Raw genomic sequence first — 18,890 nt, 5'->3', positions numbered from 1 at the left:
AGGGGAACCGAGAGACCCGGATGAGGACAGCCCAGGGGCTCCTGAGGGTAATGGCCGCCAGCTGCACCCTGCTGCTGGCGGCCTGCTCGGGCGGGGTTTCACAAGCACCCGCGGGCGCGGCTCACAGTGGGGAAGCACCCTCGCATCCGGCACCGGAGCAGGCCGTAGCCACCCCGGCGCCGCAGCAGATAGTCACCGGGCTCGGCGTCAACGCCAACGTCCATAGTTGGAACAACGGCCAGCTCCGCCCGGCCATCGATAAGATTGCCGAGTTGGGCGATGTCACGTGGCGGGTGATCATCGAAAAAGCCGACTGGGGGTCCCGGACGGAACTGGCTGAATCCTCTGTGATTGACGCAAGCCGGAACGCGGGCATCTACGAACGCGGCAAGATGGCGGATCTTTGGAACACCATCGCCTACATCAACTCAAAACCCGGTCAGCAGGTCATGGTTAATGTTATGGGTAGCGTGCCGGAGTGGATGGGCGGCAACCACATCGACCCGGCCAGCGAGGACCAGTGGGTCCGTATGATCGCCTCGATGGTGGCGTATGGCCGGACTGTGCGGCATGTTGACTTCACGTTGCTCGGACCCATGAACGAGACCGACTGGAACGGGGTTGAGGGCCCTCAGGTCCAGCCGGACCAGTATGCCAGGATCCTTCACAAGCTCCTGGTCCAACTCGATGAGCTCGGCCTTTCGGATATCAGACTGGTAGGGCCGGACACGGCATCCGCGTCCCGCGCCACTTCCGACTACCTCCCGGCCCTGGCAGCCGACTCACTGGTCATGGGGAAGATGGCGCATTTTGGCATCCACAGCTACGACGGCAGTTCGGCAGGGGCGATGGAAGCGCTGAAGAGAGCCACGGACCCGGGAATGGACTTCTGGGTTACCGAATTCGCTGGCCCGTGCCCTGGATGTGACACGGGACCGCCCCCTCTGCGGGACTGGTCCGTGGCTGCCGGAATGGCCGAACACGCCATTGCGCTCTTATCGCAGGGGGCCGCTGGCTTGCTTCAATATGATGCGTGGGACGGGTACTACGAACATCACGGAAGCACGGGTTACTGGGGCCTGCTGGCCTATGACTCGTCAAGCGGCCTCTACCTCCCGCGCAAAAGCTATTACGTGCTCAAACAGCTGATCCGGTATACGCCGAGGGGAGCGGTACGGATCCCCGCCTCCTCCACAAACGGCGAGGTCGACGTCGTCGCCGTCCAGGACCCGGCGTCCGGCCGGCTCACCATCTTCGGGCAGAACACTTCGGATTCGGCAGTTCCTGTGACCTTGCGTCTGCCGGGCGTCGGCGCAGCAGTGCGGCTGGACAGCTTTGTCACGGATTCCGGCCGCAATATGGAAGCAGATGGAAGCGCCATCCTGACAGACGGGACGATGACCATGACCGCCGGACCCCAATCGGTCTTCACCCTGACAGGGGTCGCGGCGCAGGGCTAGGTCAGCACTACTGAGCGGCTTATGAGACGCATCCAGGTTTCGACGAATGCCGGTGTCAGGGAGCGTCAGTGATCGATCGGGTGCGCCGGGACCCCCACCCAAGTTTCCCCGTCCGGCACGTTACTCAGAACGGCGGCGCCCATACCGATGGTGGCGTGGGCTCCCACCGAGGTGCGTTCGCGGACGCTGGAATTCATCCCCAACTGGGCCGCATGGCCAATCCGCACTCCGCCGCCCAAACACACGCCAGCGGCGAGCGTAGCGAAGTCCGCCACGTCGTCGTCGTGGGTGAGAATGACTCCCGGCATGGCCACCACGTGGGAACCGATGGTGACCGAAGCGGTCACGGTTACGTTTTGCAGCAGGATGCTCCCGTGGCCAACCCGGCATTCCTCGGGCGTTGCGAGGGACCGATCGACCACCTTCGCGTAGCGCGTCGGGGCGATGCCCATCGCGGTCAGCCGGTCCACCACTGACTCACGGGCCCGGCCAGAGCCCAAACAAACCAGGATAAACGCCTGGTTGAACTGGGGAGCGTCGCTGATAGGTCCGAGAACCGGGGCCCCATCCACTTCAACCCCTGTCAATTCCTCGTCGTCGTCCAGGATTCCCAGGATGTCGTATTGCCCACTTCTGCGCACCAATGCCATCACTTCCCGGGCCAGCCCGCTGGCGGCAATCAACAGCAGTTCACTCACTGTTCGCCCCCTCGCCTACCGTCATTTCCGTTTGCGTTCCCTGAGTCGCCCTTGCCCGTGGGATCAAAGATAGACCGGACGCGGGGCGGAAGACGCGAGTGCGGAACTCAATGTGGTGCCCACGCGGGAACTGTGTGGAAACTGTGGGAGCCTCTGAGTTTGCGTCCCGGCAGTTTGAGCCGCGGCCCCCTGCCTTCGGTGCCGGCGGCGCCGCCATCGACTGCAGCCCGATGTTCATAAAGACAGACCGGCAGGTTCGCGATCCGGTGCCGCGGCCTGTGCCGGGGGCGGTGTCTGCTCCCGCGCCGTCACCAAGGACGTTAGGTGGGACCGAGACTGGATCCCAAGCTTCCGGTAGATTCCGGTAAGCCGCACCTCAACAGTCCGGACTGACACATACAAGGACGCCGCAATTTCCTTGTTGCGCTGCCCGCGTGCCACCATCTGCGATAGCGCCCGCTCGTCATCTGAGAGCAGCAGCAGTGCCGGATTGCGGATCTCCGCGAAATTCTCCATACGACCGCCGAGCAGCAGCGTGTCAACATGCTGCGTCCACGCTGCTGCGCCGGATTCTTCAAAGAGCGCTTTGGCCCCCAGCAACGCGTCTTTGGCTTGTTGTGGCCGGCCAAGGGCCTTGAGGCGTTCGGCGTAGCAAAGGATGGTGCGCGCCCGTTCGTAGGTGGAGTCATTTTTCTGCCAGGTCTCCTGGGCCTGGACGAACAGCTCAAGTGAACGCTCTCCATCCGCTACGACGGCACGGCCCCGGAGGATCGCCGTGCGCAACCAGCGCGACTTCAATCCAGCCGCCCGGTACTCAAGCCGTGTTTGGGCGCGGACGGCGTCGTGGCGGCGTCCGAGTCGCACCAGTACTTCCACGAGGTCGGCTTCGCAGCGGAGCAATGCAGGATTGGCGAAATCCATTCCGATCTCTGCCGCCCTGCTTAGCTGTGCACAAGCCTCGGCAAGGTCGCCGCGCATCAGCGCGAACTGCCCTTGGTATGCGGCCATCATTGCCGTGCCTGCCGCATGGGTGTCGGCACCGGCGAAGCATTGGGCCTCGGCCAGGCATGACTGCGCAGCGACCTCGTCACCCGCGGCATACGCCCGCCAGAGGAGCAGGTTGTTGCGCATGCCGCGGTGGTATTTCAGGCTTCCTTCGGAAATTGCGATTTCGTCTATAAGTGCGGCGGCGGAGCGGAAATTGCCGGCCCGGAGTTCGTTGTCCGCGGCAAAATAGCGGGCGGTCTCCCCCCAATTGGCATCATTGGCCTGGCTAAGATTCCTCACCAGCACAAAGAGATCGCGTGCCCCCTCGTAGTTCTCGGCATACGTCAGGGCGCGGCCCTTTATCAGGAGGGACACAGGGGAACTCGGGTCGACGCCGTCGGATGTTCGGCGGATGCTTGCTGGGCTCCCGGCGACGGCATCCACAAGGAGCTTAGCCCGCAAGTTCATGGCCAGGGCTTCCCCCGAAGCCGCTGCAATAAACTCCTCTGCAAGCTGCAGCAAGCGGCGGGCTTCCCCAAGTTCCCATCGTTCGGCCATATACAGTGCCGCGATCGACAGCAGGCAAGCCGAGAAGGCCGGGTCATAGTGACCGAATTCCCTGACCAGGGTGAGCACCAGGCTCGGCCTTACGCTGTTGCCCTTTAGCAGTTCGATCTGGAAATCCAGACCGGTGAGCCGGAGCGTGAGGGCGCGGTTCCTGGTGATCCTGCGGGCCCAGTCCAAGTAGCGTTTGGCGTGGACCAGTTCACCCCTGCTGAACAGTACCTCGCTGATTGTGGTCAGACGTGCTGCTGTTTCAGCTTCCCAGGGGTTGATGCTGAGGGCGCGCTCAATGTATTCGATGGCAATAGGTGTCTCTCCGGCCCTGACCAGCTCAACAGCAACGCGGAGGAGGCGGAAGGCTGTATCGCGCCGCTTCTCCACGAAGCTTACGTGCCACGGCCACGCTGCAGGATCCTCGGTTTCCGTGACGGCAGCCAACTGCCGGTGTTTGGCCAAGCGTGCCGCCGGCGGCATAGCCGCGAATGCGTGGGCGCGGAGCATGTGGCTCTGGATCCGGACATGCGGCCCCGAATGGACCGCGATTCCGGCAGAGACCAACTCCTCCACCCCGGGCCATAACTCGCCGGGCATTTTTTCCAGGACAACGTCCCTGCTGCGGTATGAAAGAGAGAGAACGTCGAGTGCCTGTTTTCCGCATGGCGAGAGCGGGGAAATTGACGCAGCCAGATCGGCTTCGAAGGTTCCTTTCCAAACCATCGGGATAGGCCTGGCGCAATTTTCCTGTGACTGACTTTGAAGTAATTCCCTGTAAAGCTCAATCGCGGCCAGGGGATTTCCCTGGCTGGCCCCCGCAATCACATGAATTGTTGCGGTATTTGTGTTCGATAATCCCATCGACTCAAGCATCCGTACGGTGTCGTATTGGCTGAGGCTCGGTAAATATAGCGAGGGGGTCCGGGCAAACGGGCCCTCCGGCAACTCGGTCCGCATGGCTGCAACAAGCACAATTCCGGTGCCCGCAAGGCGCCGGGTCAGGAACCCAATAACTGCTTGGCTGGGAGGATCCAGCTCGTCGGCGTCATCGATCAGGATGACGGTCCTCGTTGCGTGGGGCTGCCGGAGTGCGCCGAGGAGGCGTGATGCGATCGCGGCAAGGTCCAACTCTGCGGTATCCGGATCAGTCAGTTGCTCAAATGCGGGGACCAGGGCCTGGTGGTCGATGCCATTGAGAATGGCGGTGAGTCCGGAAAACGGCCACGCGGATTCTGCAGGATTGACCCGGAGCAAAACCGTGCGGTGGCGGTGCATCCCGGGGATTTCCGCCAGCAGTGACGATTTACCGCTCCCATGGCCCCCGACAACCACCAACGCGGAATCTTGCGGGCCTTGAATGAGAGCCATCAGCCGCCTGAGCTCCTGGTCTCGGCCAAACAAAACCATCGATCCCCATTTCATATGCAGGAATCCGTCCAGAGGTGCTTCATTTTCCGTTTTCAAAGAATGAATGCGACCTCCCGCATCCATTCATCGCGGGCTGTCGACTTCCGCACTAGAGTCCTATATCCGCGGGCCGCGGACTCGATCAAACGGCGCCTTATTCGTGCAAATATAACTGGAGTTAAACGGGGTAACCAGCGTTCCGGAAGAAACGGGTATAATAGGGGGATAAACAGGTATAGCAGTGCTGAAAAGCGAGTGTGGAGCGTTGCTGGAGGCCTCGAGGACAGGACGCGCAATGACCGGGAACCACAATGAGGAGCAGCCGCCTATCCGGCCAGGCTGACCACCAGGTTGATGGTGGTGGCCAGGATGACGGTGCCGAACAGGTACGAAAGCAGGCTGTGCTTCAGTGCCTCTGCGCGTATGGCATGGTTCTTTAGAGCGGTGTCCGAGACCTGGTACGTCATGCCGAGGCTGGTGGCAAGGTAGGCGAAGTCCGTGTACTGGGGAAGTCGCTCCTGGTTGAAGTCGACGCCGCCTACGGGGACGCCGCCCCGCTTTCCCTTGCCGTAATAGAGTTCGGCGTACCGCAGGGTGAAGAGCGTCTGCACCAGCATCCAGGAAAGTGCCACGGACGCCAGGGCCAGCAACCCCCCGCCCAGGCCCGAACCGCCGCTGCTGTTGTTGTGGGAGTCGACGACTACTGCGGCCACCGCGGCCAGGCTGGCAACGTTAGCTGCGAGGATCAGAAGGTCGGTCGTCCTCCGTGAGGGGTCTTCCGACGTCGCGTGGGCGCGCGTCTCGGCCGGGGGAAGGCGCCCGATTACCAGCCAGACCCACGCGACGTACGTCAAGGACGCAGTTCCCCAGCCGACGGCCGGGGCTTCCACCCAGAGGCCTGCCGTCCCCGTGCCAACGGCCGCGCCAAGTCCGGCCACGATCATCACCAAAAAGCGGAGCCGGCTTCGTTTGACGCGTGGAGCTTGGAATTGCGGGGCGCTCCCGCGTGAGTGTGGCCAGCTGTTCATAGCCTGATCATGGCATAGGGCCCTGGGACGCCTGGACGCCTGCGAGGCCTGGGACGCCGCCGCCGGCAGCGAGCCGTTCCGGATGCCCGCTAGCGTACGGTCCTATCGCGGGTTATCCACATGGCGTACCCGGGCGCTGGCAGGGCCCGGTCCGGCGGCATAGCCTGAGCGGACGGTGAATCGCCGAAACGGGTCCACATGCACTAAGATTGTGAAGTCTGTGCTGCGCCCTGCCCCGTTCCGGTGGTCGGGCAACGCGCGGCACCGCAAATGAACCTCCTGTTACGGAAATGCCGTAACCGCTTAGCCCAAAGGAGGTGGGTTCACATATGCGTCCTTACGAATTGATGGTAATCATCGACCCCGAGGTCGAAGAGCGTACCGTTGAGCCAACGCTTCAGAAGTTCCTGAACGTCATCACCAACGATGGTGGAACCATCGAAAAGGTTGACATCTGGGGCCGTCGTCGCCTGGCTTACGAAATCCAGAAGAAGTCTGAAGGTATCTACGCCGTGGTGAACTTCACCGCTGAGCCTGCTACCGCCAAGGAACTTGATCGCCAGCTGAGCCTCAATGAGACCATCATGCGCACCAAGATCACCCGCCCCGAAGTGCAGAAGGTCGTCGCTGAGTAATTTCAGCTCCGATTTTCACTCTTCATCCCCGCAGGAACGAACAAGGAGGCAGTAGATGGCAGGCGAAACCACTATTACGGTCATCGGTAATCTCACCAGTGACCCCGAACTGAGGTTCACACCGTCAGGTTCGGCAGTAGCGAATTTCACCATCGCTTCTACTCCCCGCACGTTCGACCGCCAGTCCAACGAGTGGAAGGACGGGGAAACCCTGTTCCTCCGCGCGTCGGTATGGCGTGAAGCGGCCGAGAACGTCGCCGAATCCCTGACCAAGGGCATGCGCGTGATTGTTTCCGGCCGGCTGAAGAGCCGTTCCTACGAAACCAAAGAAGGCGAGAAGCGCACCGTTATCGAGCTTGAGGTCGATGAAATCGGCCCCAGCCTGCGCTACGCCAACGCCAAGGTCAACCGCACCCAGCGCTCCGGCGGACAGGGTGGACAGGGTGGCTTCGGCGGCGGCAACAGCGGCGGCGGCTTCGGTGGTGGCTCTGGTGGAAACCAGGGCGGCAACTCCGGCGGAACTTGGGCCGGCAATCAGCCCGCACAGCAGCAGGATGACCCCTGGGCCACGCCCGGTGTCAGCAATGCAGGCGGCGGCTGGGGCAACGGCCCGGATTCCGAACCTCCCTTCTAAACAACATCTAAGGTCCGAGCACGGAACCCGCTGGGACGCTGAAAGGCGGCCGGGCGCAGACGGTGCCGGATCACCACCATCCCGTGGATCAATATCCACGGGCTCCATCGAATAGGAGCTCCACGATGGCTAAGGCTGAACTCCGTAAGCCCAAACCAAAGTCCAACCCCTTGAAGGCCGCTGACATCACCGTCATCGACTACAAGGACGTAGCATTGCTGCGCAAGTTCATCTCCGACCGCGGAAAGATCCGCGCCCGTCGCGTCACTGGCGTTACGGTGCAGGAACAGCGCAAGATCGCCCAGGCAATCAAGAACGCCCGCGAAGTTGCTCTGCTGCCTTACTCCGGCGCTGGCCGCGGCTAAGGAAGGGATTAACTAACATGGCAAAGCTCATTCTGACCCACGAAGTAACCGGTCTCGGTGCTGCCGGCGATGTTGTCGAGGTCAAGGACGGTTACGCACGTAACTACCTGCTGCCCCGCAACTTCGCCCTGACCTGGTCCAAGGGCGGCGAGAAGCAGGTTGAATCCATCAAGGCTGCCCGCGTCGCCCGCGAGCACGCTTCCTTGGAAGATGCTCAGAAGCAGGCCGCCGCACTCTCCGCCAAGCCGGTCAAGCTCGTCGTCAAGGCTGGCGAGACCGGACGCCTGTTCGGCACCGTCAAGCAGGCCGACGTGGCTGACGCGGTTGAGGCCGCTGGCCTCGGCCGCATCGACAAGCGCAAGGTTGAACTGCCGGCACACATCAAGTCGGTTGGTTCCTACCAGGCCAACGTCCGTCTGCACGACGACGTTGCCGCTGTGATCGAACTCGACGTAGTCGCAGGCAAGTAGCGCTTCCGGCCCTCGGCCAGAGTGTTACGCAGTCCTGAACTGCTGACGGCCCCCGCCGTCGGATTCCTCCGGGAGCCGGCGACGGGGGCCGCGTGCGTTAAGTCGCAGACACCAAGGCCGGCAGCGCCCTAAACACCGACCTCCGGAGCTGGCCGGGCAGCTCATTCCTGATGCATCACCGTGGTGGAATGCCTGTGGGCGGCCCGGATCAATTCGGCGAGGACGGCCTCGTCCACGTCCTCCAGCGCGTTAATATACAGGCACCCGGCCCCGACCTTGTGCTTGCCCAGCCGGGGGAGGAGCGCCGCCGCTTCCGGGGCATAGGTCAGCCCGTACAAGGAGAGGCTTCCTTTGCGCGGAGAGAAACCCACTGCGACCGTATCCCCTTCCCGGCCGCTGGCGTACCTGTAGTGGTAGCTGCCGAAGCCCACGATCCCGGGCCCCCACATGACGGGAGTCTCGCCGGTGGCGGCCTTCATGAGTTCCAACAGCCGAAACCCGTCCCGGCGGCGGGTGGGATTCTCCACGCCGTCGAGGAAGTCCTCCACGGATGCGTCCGTGGGTTGGGTCTTGTTTTCGGCCATGACGGAAGTGTGGCAGAGCCCGGGCTGGTTGTCAGTAGGGAAGGGATGGATGCCGATAGACGCGGCGGTCGCCCGAATCCGTCGGGCTGCAGCGTGGGAATAAACGTCAACGGCACATGGTTTATCGGTGTAGATGCAAATGCATGTAGTCTGGATTTATCCTCTAACTCAGGAGCACACTGTGGAAACCCGCCGCATCACCGTTCTTTCCGCCGGACTTGGCGTACCGTCGTCGAGCCGACTGCTGGCCGATCAGCTCGCGGCTTCGGCGGAGCGGCACCTTGCCGCCGCCGGCTTTGCGGTGCGCGTGGAGGTGGTGGAACTGCGCGAGCTTGCAGTGGACATCGCCAACAACTTCGTCACCGGCTACGCCGCACCCCGGCTCGCCGAAGTCATCACAGGCGTGCAGGACTCTGACGGTCTGATTGCCGTCACTCCGGTGTTCAGCGCATCCTACAGCGGCCTTTTCAAGTCCTTCATCGATGTTCTGGACCCCAAATCCCTGGAGGGCAAAGCAGTACTGCTGGGGGCGACCGGAGGCACCGACCGTCACCAGATGGTGCTTGACTACGCCATGCGCCCGCTCTTCAGCTATCTGCGCACGCGCACGGCCGCCACCGGAGTCTTCGCCGGCCCGCAGGACTGGGGACATGCGGACGACGGCGGGTCTTCGCTCTCTGAGCGGGTCGACCGCGCGGGGAGGGAGCTCGCCGGGCTGCTGAGCGGCCCACAGGAGGGGCGAAAAGCGCCGATGCCGGAGTCCCTGCCGTTCGAGCAGCTGCTTGCGGGCATCTCCGGCGGCCACTAGCCCGGGGCTTGGTCGTCCGGCAGCTCCGGTCCTCGGACGGCTTTAGTCATCCAGCAGGGCGATGAACTCCCGGGCTTGCTTTATGGAGATGTCCGAGTGGCGCGTCAGCGCCATTGCGGCCGCTTCGGTATCCCCGCTCTTGGCCAAGGTGCGGATCCTGCCATAGATTTCATCGTTCAGCATGTTGCTGCTCACTTCCCGGGTGACGTCGCCCTTGCTGGCGATGGCCCGGTAGCGGTAGGGAAAACGCTCCGGGACGTCGTCGTCGTCGTGCTCGGGGGCTGGCGCCGCCGGCGGCTGGAACGGCTGTGGATACGCGGCGAGGGCGCTCACGGCGTCCTTGGCAGCCCGAAGGCCCACGCCCGAGGCCTCGTAGTAGAGCTTGATCGCGGCCATGGCCTGGCCCTGTGCTATAAGGGCGTAGAGGCGCCTGTGTTCCTCCTCCGTGAGTTTGGCCGCGGCCGTGCGGGCCAGCTCCGCTTGATCCACCCGCTGGTTGCTGCTGTTGGCGGCCGCGACGCTCTTTGTTCGACGGTTGAAGGCGCGCAGGGCAAGCAGCACGGCAATGCCCGTAAGGAGCAGGATCAGGACGGGGATCAGTAATGATTCCATGGGACTAGAGCCGATCTATGTAATTCTTGGCGGTCAAGAGATCCGAATGGGTGGTCTGGCGCAGCAACTTGATGGCTCGGAGCTTTTGTCCCTTGCGGACCATAGCCTGCAGCTGGAGCGAGAACTGCGGATCCAGCTGCCCGCCCGCCAGGACGGGCCCCGGGCTTCCATGTGTGCCGGTCAGTGACCCCGGGTGGGACTGCAAGGCCATCCGCGCATGTTCCGCCTGTTGCGACTGCTGCTGGGTGTTCTGGCTGGGCCGCGTAGCTGCATCTACGCGCGCGCGGGCCGCGGTGGCCGCCTGGACCTGGGCCACATAGTGGGCATGGGAGCGGGCGGCCAATTCCAACTGGTAGCGCTCCGCGTCCGAGATGCCGCTGCTGCGTGGTTTGAGGGCTGTGGATATGGCCCAAATTACTGCCGCCAGGATGAGGGCAGGCATGATAACTATCAACACATCGCCCATGTTTAGAGCTTATGCCAATTCGCCGTTATCCACAGCAGCATTCCCGGCAACGCGTACACGCCGAGTAGCCCGGCGTCAATTCCCGCCCTGCCCGGTGGGAAAAATCACAATGCAGGAAGTTTTGCCCCGCCGCTGGCCGCTGGCCCCGGCGCTATCCCCAAGGCGAAGCTGCAAGCTGTGGATGAACCTTCTGAAAAATAAATCCTCATCCACATGTAAGAACGGACGTTTTCGCAGGTCAGAGGCATATGGCAGGGGTAAGTTTTTTTCTTTCCACAGGTCTTCCCACAGACTGTGCACAAGTAATGGTGCCTAGTCCACAGGTTATCCACAGGGCGTCCGGCAACTGGGCTTGGTGGCTTGAGCTACGGGTACTACGGTTGCGGCATACCTGTTTTTGGGCGTATGAGTACCTGTTTTTGGCAAAGTCCGGGATTCCTGGAGACAACCGCGGATATTCACGCACGGCGGGATCTGTGGATAAATCCCCCCAGCTGGGGATAACCGAAAAACTGGCCAAAAGACCCGCGGGTAAAACCTGTCAGGGCTGGCTGGTATTACTGGATCCGACCGGCGCGCATCGGAATTCCCCTGCAAGGGGCGTGCGGGCATCCCAAGGCATAGGGCTTAACCACCGCCGGCACGGAAGATCGCCGCGGTACACAATGGAGGACGGCAGCTTTGTCAGTTACGCACCTGGACTCAATCGAAGCCACCCGGGGTTCCGAAGGCAGCCGCAAGCCGCCACAGGACATCCCGGCGGAACAATCGGTGCTGGGCGGCATGATGCTGTCCAAGGACGCCATCGCGGATGTCGTCGAGATTCTCCGGGGCCAGGACTTCTACCGTCCGGCGCACGAGACCATCTACGAGGCCGTGATTGATCTCTATGGCCGCGGGGAACCGGCGGACGCCGTGACTGTCTCGGACGAACTGACGAAACGGGGTGAGATCAACAGGATCGGCGGCCCCGCCTACCTGCACGAGCTCATTCAGACGGTGCCGACTGCGGCCAACGCCGGCTACTATGCGGAAATCGTTGCGGAACGCGCCATTCTGCGGCGGCTGGTCAGCGCTGGCACCAAAATCGTGCAACTGGGTTATGGATCGGACGGCGAAGTCGAAGATCTCGTCAACCAGGCCCAGGCTGAGGTTTATGCAGTGGCTGAGCGACGCACCGCGGAGGACTACGTCGTCCTCAAGGACGTCATGGAGGCCACGGTGGATGAAATCGAAGCCTCCGGCCACCGCGGCGAAGGAATGACCGGCGTCCCCACGGGTTTCTACGAACTCGATGAGCTCACTCACGGCCTGCACCCCGGCCAGATGATCGTCATCGCCGCCCGCCCGGCCGTGGGTAAGTCCACGTTCGCCTTGGACTTCGCCCGATCCGCAGCCATCAAGAACAACCTGGCCACCGTGATGTTCTCGCTGGAAATGGGCCGGAACGAGATCGCGATGCGCCTGCTCTCGGCCGAGGCCACCATTGGCCTTCAAGACCTTCGCAAGGGCACCATCAAGGACGAGCAATGGTCCAAGATCGCCACCACCATGGGGCGGATGAACGACGCCCCGCTGTTCATCGATGACAGCCCCAACATGTCCCTGATGGAAATCCGGGCCAAGTGCCGCCGGCTTAAGCAGCAGCATGACCTCAAGCTCGTGATCCTTGACTACCTGCAGCTCATGAGCTCGGGCAAAAAGGTGGAATCCCGGCAGCAGGAAGTTTCAGAGTTCTCCCGGGCCCTCAAACTGCTCGCTAAGGAACTCCAAGTCCCCGTGATTGCCCTCTCCCAGCTCAACCGTGGTTCCGAGCAGCGCCAGGACAAGCGGCCCATGGTCTCGGACCTCCGCGAATCCGGCTCCATCGAGCAGGACGCCGATATGGTCATTCTGCTGCACCGCGAAGACGTCTATGACAAGGAGTCCCCCCGCGCCGGCGAAGCCGACATCCTCATCGCAAAGCACCGTAACGGCCCCACCAAGGACATCGTGGTTGCCTTCCAGGGACACTATTCGCGTTTCGCCAACATGGCTGCCGACGCGGGCGGTGGCGGCTTCTAACCGGCCTGGGCGCCGCCTGCCGCGAGCATGTGGTTGGGCAGTCGGTTTCCGGGCGCCCTGCCGCGGATCTCGAGGAGCTCCCTGGCATGGGCATGAAGGCGCTTGTCTTCCTCCGAGACGGGCACCCACTGCGGAATCGGCACGGATGTCCCGGTCTCATCCCTTGCCACCATAACGGTCAGGCAGTACGTGGTGAGGTTCATTTCCCGGGCCTTGGGGTTGCCGGAACGAACGTGCACGGCAACGTGCATTCCCTTGGTGCCCGTGTAGACCAGGCGGGCCTCCACTTCCACAAGATCGCCGATGAGCAGTGGCCGGTAGAACCGCACGCCGCCGGAGAACACCGCGACGGTGTCCCGCCCGCAGTAACGCGAGGCACAGACGTATGCGGCCTCGTCGATCCACTTCATCACGATTCCGCCGTGGACCTTGCCGCCCCAGTTAACGTCGGTGGGGGCCGCCATGAAGCGCAGTACCACGCGTTCCGCGGTCCCGGCGTCCGTGTATTCCTGCGCGCTCATGGCCCGCACGATGTCCTCGCGGACCTTGATGCGCGCCAAGGCGTGGTCGCGCTGCTCGATCTCCTCCGGCGTCGAGGGATTGAAGGGCTTCACGGGCACCGGTTTTCCATCCTCGCCGACGGCCACGAAGATCACCATGCACTGGCTGCGCATGGTGGCGGGGCCACCCTTGGGATCTCCCGAAGAAACCACGGTCCTGATGTGCATGGACGACCGCCCGGTGTAAACGATGGTGGCGTTGACTTCCACCATGTCGCCGATATTGACCGGATCGGCGAAGTGGATGTTTCCCACGTACGCCGTCACGCAGTAGGACTTAGCCCAGCCGACGGCCGCGGCGTAGGCCGCCTTATCCACCCATTCGAGGACCGTGCCCGCATCAACGGAGCCGCTGTGGCCAACGTCGGTGGGGGCCGCAAGGAAGCGGAGGGTTACTGAATTGGCGGCAGTCTCGCTCATGCTCGAAGTTTACTGAAGCGCAGGGCCCTGCGCGGGCGGGAAGACACAAAGGCCGTCCCGACCGCCATATGCGGGTGGGACGGCCTTGCGTGAGCCGGCAACGACGCGTCCTTTAGGCGAGGACACTCAGCTTTGAATCCCTGCGGCCAAAGAGTGCCCGGTCCACGGCCACGTTGCCTCCGCCCGTGAGGGCGATGGCGAGGGCTCCCGCTGCGAGGATGAGAACCAGTTCATAGCCGCCGGTGGCGGCGAAGACGCCGGCCGGGGCGTGGACCAGTACCAGGGCGCCGAGCATGTCCAGAGCCAGCAGGGCGGCGAAGACGCGTGTGAGGACGCCGAGGATCAGCGCGATTCCCCCTGCGAGCTCCAGGGTGGCAACGACGGGGGCCGCGATCTCCGCGCCCGGTACACCCATCTTGGTGAAAGCCGCCTGTGTTCCAGCGATGGTGAATTCGTTGAACTTCTGCCAGCCGTGGGCCGCGAAGAGGAAACCGGCGATGACGCGAAGGACTGTAAGTGCGGTGGTGGTGAGGGTGGACTGGTTCATGGGGTTACACCGTTTCGGGTATCGGGGGATGGGAGGCATGTCGTGGCCGCACATGCTTGATGCTTCAAGCATTAACACTGACGCATCTTTAGTTGAAGTGTCAACTATATGACCGAAAATGTGGCACGAATCCTGCGGCTAGGCTGGATTCGTGCCCCAATCCCGCCTTAGGCCGACTCCTCCAGTGCGTTCCCGCAGCCATACGCGGGAAATTCTTCGGCTTGCCGTTCCTGCGTTTGGGGCGCTCATCGCGGAGCCGCTGTTTCTGCTAGCCGACTCCGCGATCGTTGGACACCTTGGCGTGGCTCAGCTGGCTGGCGTGGGCCTGGCCTCGGCAGTCCTGCATACAGCGGTGGGGCTCATGGTATTCCTTGCCTACTCGACGACTCCGGCCGTTGCACGCGCGATCGGCGAGGGACGGCTTCCCAAGGCTCTCGCCGCCGGGCGGGACGGCGTCTGGCTGGCTCTGCTCCTCGGTTTGGCGCTGGCCGTGGCCGGTTTCGCGGCGGCGGGGCCCCTCGTGGACCTGATGGGCGCATCCGCCGAGGTCCGTCCGTTTGCGGTCGACTATCTCCGCTGGTCCATGCCCGGGCTGGTGGCCACCCTGCTCATCTTCGCCGGCACCGGGGTGTTGCGCGGACTCCAGGACACGCGCACCCCGCTGATCGTCGCGTCGGCCGGATTCACCGCGAACATCGCGCTGAACCTTTTTCTGGTCTACGGCCTGGACCTGTCTGTCACCGGCTCCGCCGTCGGAACCAGTATTGCGCAGTGGGCCATGGCGCTGGTGTATCTCGTGATGGTCCAGCGCAACGCCCACAGCCACGGCGTGTCGCCGCTGCCGGACTGGCGGGGCATCCGGGCCATGACCCGGGTTGGCTCGTGGTTGATGCTGCGCACGCTCAGCCTTCGTGTCGCGATCCTGGCCACAGTGGTGGTGGTGACCGCGCAGGGGTCCGTCAATCTGGCTGCCCACCAACTTGCCATGACCATCTTCACGTTCCTGGCGTTCGCCCTCGACGCGCTTGCCATCGCCGCCCAGGCGCTGATCGGCAAGGAACTGGGCGCTGCCCGTCCGGACACGGCACGCGTTCTGACCCGGACCATGATCCGCTGGGGGGCGGGATTCGGGGTGGTCACCGGCGCGGTCCTGGCGCTGGCCGCGCCCTGGGCCGGGGCATTGTTCACGTCCGACGACGGCGTCCGGCTGGCGCTCACGCTGGCGCTGTGGGTGCTCGCCGCGGGTCAGCCGATCGCCGGTTACGTCTTCGTCCTGGACGGCGTCCTCATCGGTGCGGGCGACGCAAAATACCTGGCCATTGCCGGGGTCGTCAACCTTGCCTTTTACATCCCGCTGCTGCTGGCCGTCCGGTTCTCCGCCGCCGGCAATGCGGAGGGGCTGGCGTGGTTGTGGGCGGCCTTTTCCCTCGGCTATATGGCCGCCCGTGGACTAACCCTGGGACTACGGGCCAGGACGGACAAGTGGTTGGTCCCTGGTTCGCGCTGAATCCGGCACCCACTAAACCCCTCTAAACTGGATGGGTGACTCCTCCATCGACCCCAGCAGGTCCTGCCCCCATGCCCGTCCACGCGTCGGACCTTTGGAAGCCGGTGCTCCTCCGGGCGCTTACGGCGCTCATGTTCGGTGCCGTGACGGTCTTCTGGGCCGCTCCGGGGGTTTCCGGGATGGGGTGGTCCGGCGGAATCTACCTGCTTCTGACCGGCCTCGCGCTGATGTGGTGCACCAGGACGGGCGGCGCAGGGGATCAGGGGCCCGGAAGGTTCCTGATGTTCAGCGCGTTCTTTATGGCCGTGTACGGCCTGATCCTTCCTTTCCTCGTCACGGATTCGATCTTCGGTGTCTTCGCCGCTTTCGCCCTGGGCCTGGTGGGGCTGGCCGAGCTCTACTGCGCAATAACGATGCGGGGACGCCATGTGCTGGCCCGTGATTGGATTGCCTCCGGAGTGATCGGCGTCGGAACCGCCGTCGTCCTTCCGTTCTTCATCGGCCTGGGGGCCCACGCGCTGCTGGGCGTGGCCGGCGGCGGGGCGATCATCTCCGGCGTCCTGTGGACCCTCGCAGCCTTGACCCTCCGGCACGATGCACGGTCCGTTTCCGCGGAGGCCGTAAACTAGTAGCGACGGGTTCTACTTCGCGTAGAACAATCGCTTGAATAAAGCAGTCTTGCCGGATGGCGGCGGCTGCACGGGAGGAAACACCTTGGCACACCAAAAACCAGGAGAACCGCGCAAACTGCGGACCTCGGTCAAGGGACCTTTGATGTTCTCCGCATTCTGGGCGGTCCTGGCTTTTGTCGCCGTGTTGATCTTTGCCTCCGGCGGCAGCTCACGGACCCCGCGTTTCGATCTTGCCTTTACCGGCGGTGGTATTGCCTTTATCGTCACCCTCGTCATTGCCGCCATGCTCTCCATGAGCTACAAGGACAACGCCGAGCACCTCGGCAAAGGTTCCGGCGTCAACCTCAGTTCCAAAAGGCCCTCCGGCCACGGCGGGTACCCCGCGCGGCCCGATTCGGATGCCGGTGGCGCTCCGGACGCGACGCGGGACGGCGACCCCCTGTAGGCAACTTCCGGGCTTATGATGCCGCTTTGCGTGCCCTGTAGGCAGCCACGTGGGCCCGGTTGGCGCAGTTTCCGGTATCGCAGTACCTCTTGGACCGGTTCCGGCTCAGGTCCAGCACCGCCGCGTCGCAGTCGTCGGCCGCGCAGGTCAGCATGCGGTCCATCTCCTTGCTACGGATGACATCCACCAGCGCCATGGCCGCTTCCGTGCCCATCCTGTCTGCCAGCGGGGCTTCGCGTGTGGTGGCATGCAGGTGCCAGTCCCATGCGTCGTGCTTGATCAGCTGGGGCAGCGCCCTGGCTTCCCGCAGCAGTCGGTTCACGGTGTCCACGGCCGTATCTTCGTCCGCGGTCCACAATGCTGCGAGCGTGTTCCTGAGATTATGAATACTGGCCAATTCCTCCGTAGTCCGCTCGCGGGAACCGGTGAACCCCTCCTGCTCGAGGAAGCGGTCCAGGTCCGCGAGAGTGGCCAGATGCTCTTCGCCGTTGGCCGCGCTGTTGATCAGATTGACCACCGTTCGCAGGGCAATCTCCGTGTCAGGGGCAAAAACCATCTTGACTCCTTACAAGGTCGGGGCGTAATGTCATGACCATTACCCCACTTTACTCCTGACAGGAGGCGACTGTGTCTGCCGCACGCACCCCCGTGGAGGCGCCGCTTCACGGCCCCGCCGGAAAACCGAGCGCAGTCTCTGGTTTCATGGCCTCAGGACTCGGCATTGCCCTGTTCTCTTCCGCAGTATTCGGGCTCTCCGGTTCGTTCGCCAAGGCCCTGCTCGAAACCGGCTGGACCCCGGGTGCGGCCGTCACCGCCCGACTTACCGGGGCCGCCCTGATCCTGGCGATTCCAGCCGCCGTAGCGCTGCGGGGGCGCTGGCACCAGCTGAGCGAGAATTGGCTGACCATCCTGCTCTTCGGACTCATCGGGGTGGCAGCCTGCCAGTTGTTCTACTTCAACGCGGTGGCCAGGCTCTCCGTGGGCGTCGCCCTGCTACTGGAGTACCTTGCGCCTGTGATCATTGTGCTCTGGCTCTGGGCTGCCAGCCGAAACCGGCCGCGCCCGCTCACCATCGCAGGCACGCTCCTGTCGCTGGGAGGACTCATCCTGGTGCTGGACCTGACCGGATCAGTCAAAATTGACGTCGGCGGGGTGCTCTGGGGCATCGCGGCGGCTGTATGCCTGGCGATCTACTTCTTCATCACGGCCAAGGAAAACGACACGTTGCCGCCGATGGTATTGGCGTCCGGGGGGCTCATGGTGGGGGCTGCGGTGATGTGGTTGCTGGCGGCCACCGGCCTGCTTCCAATGGCGTTCAGCACCGCCGACACAAAACTGGGTCCATGGCTCACGCCGTGGTGGATCCCGCTGGGAGGCCTGATCCTGATGGCCACCGTTCTGGCCTACGTTTCCGGCATCATGGCCGCGCGTGCCCTGGGTTCTAAGGTGGCATCCTTCGTGTCGCTCACCGAGGTCCTGTTCGCCGTCATCTGGGCGTGGCTCCTGCTCGGCGAACTTCCCGGTCCCATCCAGTTGCTGGGCGGACTCCTGATTGTCGGGGGCGTGGTGCTGGTGCGCGTTGACGAACTGCGGGGAGTTGCCCTCCCGGCACCGCTGGATCACGCGAACGACGTCGAACCCGTTCCGTAGCCCGGCACCATTCGCTCGGGATTTTTCGGCGTTCCAGGCCTAGCATGGAGTATGTGCCGCAACATCCGGACCCTCCATAATTTTGAGCCCCACGCCACCTCGGCCGAAGTTGAAGCCGCTGCTCTGCAGTGTGTGCGCAAGATCAGCGGGGCCACCAAGCCGTCGAAGGCAAACGAGGAAGCGTTCAACCGGGCGGTGCACGAAATAGCGGACGCCACCGAGCACCTGCTGGACTCGCTGGTGACGCACGCACCGGCCAAGGACCGGGAGGACGAGGCCGCCAAGGCACGTGCCCGGTCGGCCGTACGCTTCGGCTCCCCCTGAGCCCGGACTTGGCTGCCCCGGTCAGGTGG

21 protein-coding genes are annotated in these 18,890 nt (G+C 63.5%); 12 read left to right on the top strand and 9 right to left on the bottom strand.

Annotation, left to right across the window (positions count from 1 at the left end):
- Positions 1-20 precede the first annotated feature (20 nt).
- Positions 21-1,460, top strand: a complete 1,440-nt coding sequence (locus ACP4XC_RS00870) for a glycosyl hydrolase (protein WP_427173004.1) — start codon at positions 21-23, stop codon at positions 1,458-1,460.
- 65 nt (positions 1,461-1,525) lie between these two features.
- On the opposite strand, the gene ACP4XC_RS00865 is transcribed toward ACP4XC_RS00870, so the two are convergent.
- The 3 genes from ACP4XC_RS00865 to ACP4XC_RS00855 form a co-directional block, all read right to left on the bottom strand.
- Positions 1,526-2,158: a NeuD/PglB/VioB family sugar acetyltransferase gene (locus ACP4XC_RS00865; protein ID WP_427173003.1), complete on the bottom strand. Its 633-nt coding sequence runs from the start codon at positions 2,156-2,158 to the stop codon at positions 1,526-1,528.
- A gap of 234 nt (positions 2,159-2,392) precedes the next feature.
- Positions 2,393-5,110 (bottom strand): AAA family ATPase, encoded by a 2,718-nt coding sequence (locus ACP4XC_RS00860; protein ID WP_427174973.1) that lies wholly within the window; start codon positions 5,108-5,110, stop codon positions 2,393-2,395.
- Between the two features lie 326 nt (positions 5,111-5,436).
- Positions 5,437-6,138, bottom strand: coding sequence for a DUF1345 domain-containing protein (locus ACP4XC_RS00855; protein WP_427173002.1), 702 nt, complete (start codon positions 6,136-6,138; stop codon positions 5,437-5,439).
- 329 nt (positions 6,139-6,467) lie between these two features.
- Between ACP4XC_RS00855 and rpsF the strand changes: the two genes are divergently transcribed.
- The 4 genes from rpsF to rplI all read left to right on the top strand — a co-directional run bounded on the left by rpsF (position 6,468) and on the right by rplI (position 8,242).
- On the top strand, positions 6,468-6,773 hold the full coding sequence (gene rpsF / locus ACP4XC_RS00850) for a 30S ribosomal protein S6 (RefSeq protein WP_427173001.1): 306 nt from the start codon (positions 6,468-6,470) through the stop codon (positions 6,771-6,773).
- 55 nt (positions 6,774-6,828) lie between these two features.
- A complete protein-coding gene (locus tag ACP4XC_RS00845; RefSeq protein WP_427173000.1) occupies positions 6,829-7,407 on the top strand; it encodes a single-stranded DNA-binding protein in 579 nt (192 codons plus the stop codon).
- A gap of 125 nt (positions 7,408-7,532) precedes the next feature.
- Complete coding sequence (gene rpsR, locus ACP4XC_RS00840) at positions 7,533-7,772, top strand: 30S ribosomal protein S18 (RefSeq protein WP_003800144.1); 240 nt, start codon at positions 7,533-7,535, stop codon at positions 7,770-7,772.
- A 17-nt stretch (positions 7,773-7,789) separates the two neighbouring features.
- Positions 7,790-8,242 carry a 50S ribosomal protein L9 gene (rplI, locus tag ACP4XC_RS00835; protein WP_078028400.1) on the top strand — a complete coding sequence of 151 codons (453 nt, stop codon included), beginning with the start codon at positions 7,790-7,792 and terminating at the stop codon, positions 8,240-8,242.
- 161 nt (positions 8,243-8,403) lie between these two features.
- On the opposite strand, the gene ACP4XC_RS00830 is transcribed toward rplI, so the two are convergent.
- Positions 8,404-8,826: a DUF1801 domain-containing protein gene (locus ACP4XC_RS00830; protein WP_427172999.1), complete on the bottom strand. Its 423-nt coding sequence runs from the start codon at positions 8,824-8,826 to the stop codon at positions 8,404-8,406.
- A 181-nt stretch (positions 8,827-9,007) separates the two neighbouring features.
- Between ACP4XC_RS00830 and ACP4XC_RS00825 the strand changes: the two genes are divergently transcribed.
- Positions 9,008-9,634, top strand: coding sequence for an FMN reductase (locus tag ACP4XC_RS00825; RefSeq protein WP_427172998.1), 627 nt, complete (start codon positions 9,008-9,010; stop codon positions 9,632-9,634).
- Between the two features lie 42 nt (positions 9,635-9,676).
- On the opposite strand, the gene ACP4XC_RS00820 is transcribed toward ACP4XC_RS00825, so the two are convergent.
- Together ACP4XC_RS00820 and ACP4XC_RS00815 are read right to left on the bottom strand one after the other, a co-directional pair.
- Entirely contained in the window at positions 9,677-10,246 is a 570-nt protein-coding gene (locus ACP4XC_RS00820; protein WP_427172997.1) for a hypothetical protein, read from the bottom strand.
- 4 nt (positions 10,247-10,250) lie between these two features.
- A complete protein-coding gene (locus tag ACP4XC_RS00815) occupies positions 10,251-10,712 on the bottom strand; it encodes a hypothetical protein (RefSeq protein ID WP_427172996.1) in 462 nt (153 codons plus the stop codon).
- A 681-nt stretch (positions 10,713-11,393) separates the two neighbouring features.
- On the opposite strand from ACP4XC_RS00815, the gene dnaB reads away from it, so the two are divergent.
- Positions 11,394-12,776, top strand: coding sequence for a replicative DNA helicase (dnaB, locus tag ACP4XC_RS00810; protein ID WP_427172994.1), 1,383 nt, complete (start codon positions 11,394-11,396; stop codon positions 12,774-12,776).
- Here the strand turns inward: dnaB and ACP4XC_RS00805 are convergent.
- Together ACP4XC_RS00805 and ACP4XC_RS00800 are read right to left on the bottom strand one after the other, a co-directional pair.
- On the bottom strand, positions 12,773-13,756 hold the full coding sequence (locus ACP4XC_RS00805; protein WP_427172993.1) for an acyl-CoA thioesterase: 984 nt from the start codon (positions 13,754-13,756) through the stop codon (positions 12,773-12,775). The two genes, dnaB and ACP4XC_RS00805, sit on opposite strands and share 4 nt — an antisense overlap.
- 112 nt (positions 13,757-13,868) lie before the next feature.
- The gene (locus tag ACP4XC_RS00800; RefSeq protein WP_427172992.1) at positions 13,869-14,303 is read right to left on the bottom strand and encodes a DoxX family protein; all 435 of its coding nucleotides are present in this window, start codon (positions 14,301-14,303) and stop codon (positions 13,869-13,871) included.
- A gap of 184 nt (positions 14,304-14,487) precedes the next feature.
- Between ACP4XC_RS00800 and ACP4XC_RS00795 the strand changes: the two genes are divergently transcribed.
- The 3 genes from ACP4XC_RS00795 to ACP4XC_RS00785 all read left to right on the top strand — a co-directional run bounded on the left by ACP4XC_RS00795 (position 14,488) and on the right by ACP4XC_RS00785 (position 16,887).
- Entirely contained in the window at positions 14,488-15,810 is a 1,323-nt protein-coding gene (locus tag ACP4XC_RS00795) for an MATE family efflux transporter (protein ID WP_427172990.1), read from the top strand.
- A 35-nt stretch (positions 15,811-15,845) separates the two neighbouring features.
- On the top strand, positions 15,846-16,439 hold the full coding sequence (locus ACP4XC_RS00790; protein ID WP_427172988.1) for a hypothetical protein: 594 nt from the start codon (positions 15,846-15,848) through the stop codon (positions 16,437-16,439).
- A gap of 85 nt (positions 16,440-16,524) precedes the next feature.
- The gene (locus ACP4XC_RS00785; protein ID WP_427172987.1) at positions 16,525-16,887 is read left to right on the top strand and encodes a hypothetical protein; all 363 of its coding nucleotides are present in this window, start codon (positions 16,525-16,527) and stop codon (positions 16,885-16,887) included.
- A gap of 13 nt (positions 16,888-16,900) precedes the next feature.
- Here the strand turns inward: ACP4XC_RS00785 and ACP4XC_RS00780 are convergent, their stop codons facing one another.
- Positions 16,901-17,443, bottom strand: a complete 543-nt coding sequence (locus ACP4XC_RS00780; RefSeq protein ID WP_427172986.1) for a CGNR zinc finger domain-containing protein — start codon at positions 17,441-17,443, stop codon at positions 16,901-16,903.
- 146 nt (positions 17,444-17,589) lie between these two features.
- On the opposite strand from ACP4XC_RS00780, the gene ACP4XC_RS00775 reads away from it, so the two are divergent.
- Together ACP4XC_RS00775 and ACP4XC_RS00770 are read left to right on the top strand one after the other, a co-directional pair.
- Complete coding sequence (locus ACP4XC_RS00775) at positions 17,590-18,537, top strand: EamA family transporter (RefSeq protein WP_427174972.1); 948 nt, start codon at positions 17,590-17,592, stop codon at positions 18,535-18,537.
- Positions 18,538-18,588: 51 nt separating this feature from the next.
- Entirely contained in the window at positions 18,589-18,861 is a 273-nt protein-coding gene (locus ACP4XC_RS00770) for a DUF2277 domain-containing protein (RefSeq protein WP_427172985.1), read from the top strand.
- Positions 18,862-18,890 lie beyond the last annotated feature (29 nt).

The sequence above is a fragment of the Arthrobacter sp. 92 genome (assembly GCF_050260325.1).
Classification (GTDB): Bacteria; Actinomycetota; Actinomycetes; order Actinomycetales; family Micrococcaceae; genus Arthrobacter.
The sequence above is the reverse complement of the archived record's forward strand: the minus strand, read 5'-3'. Positions and strand labels throughout refer to the sequence as shown.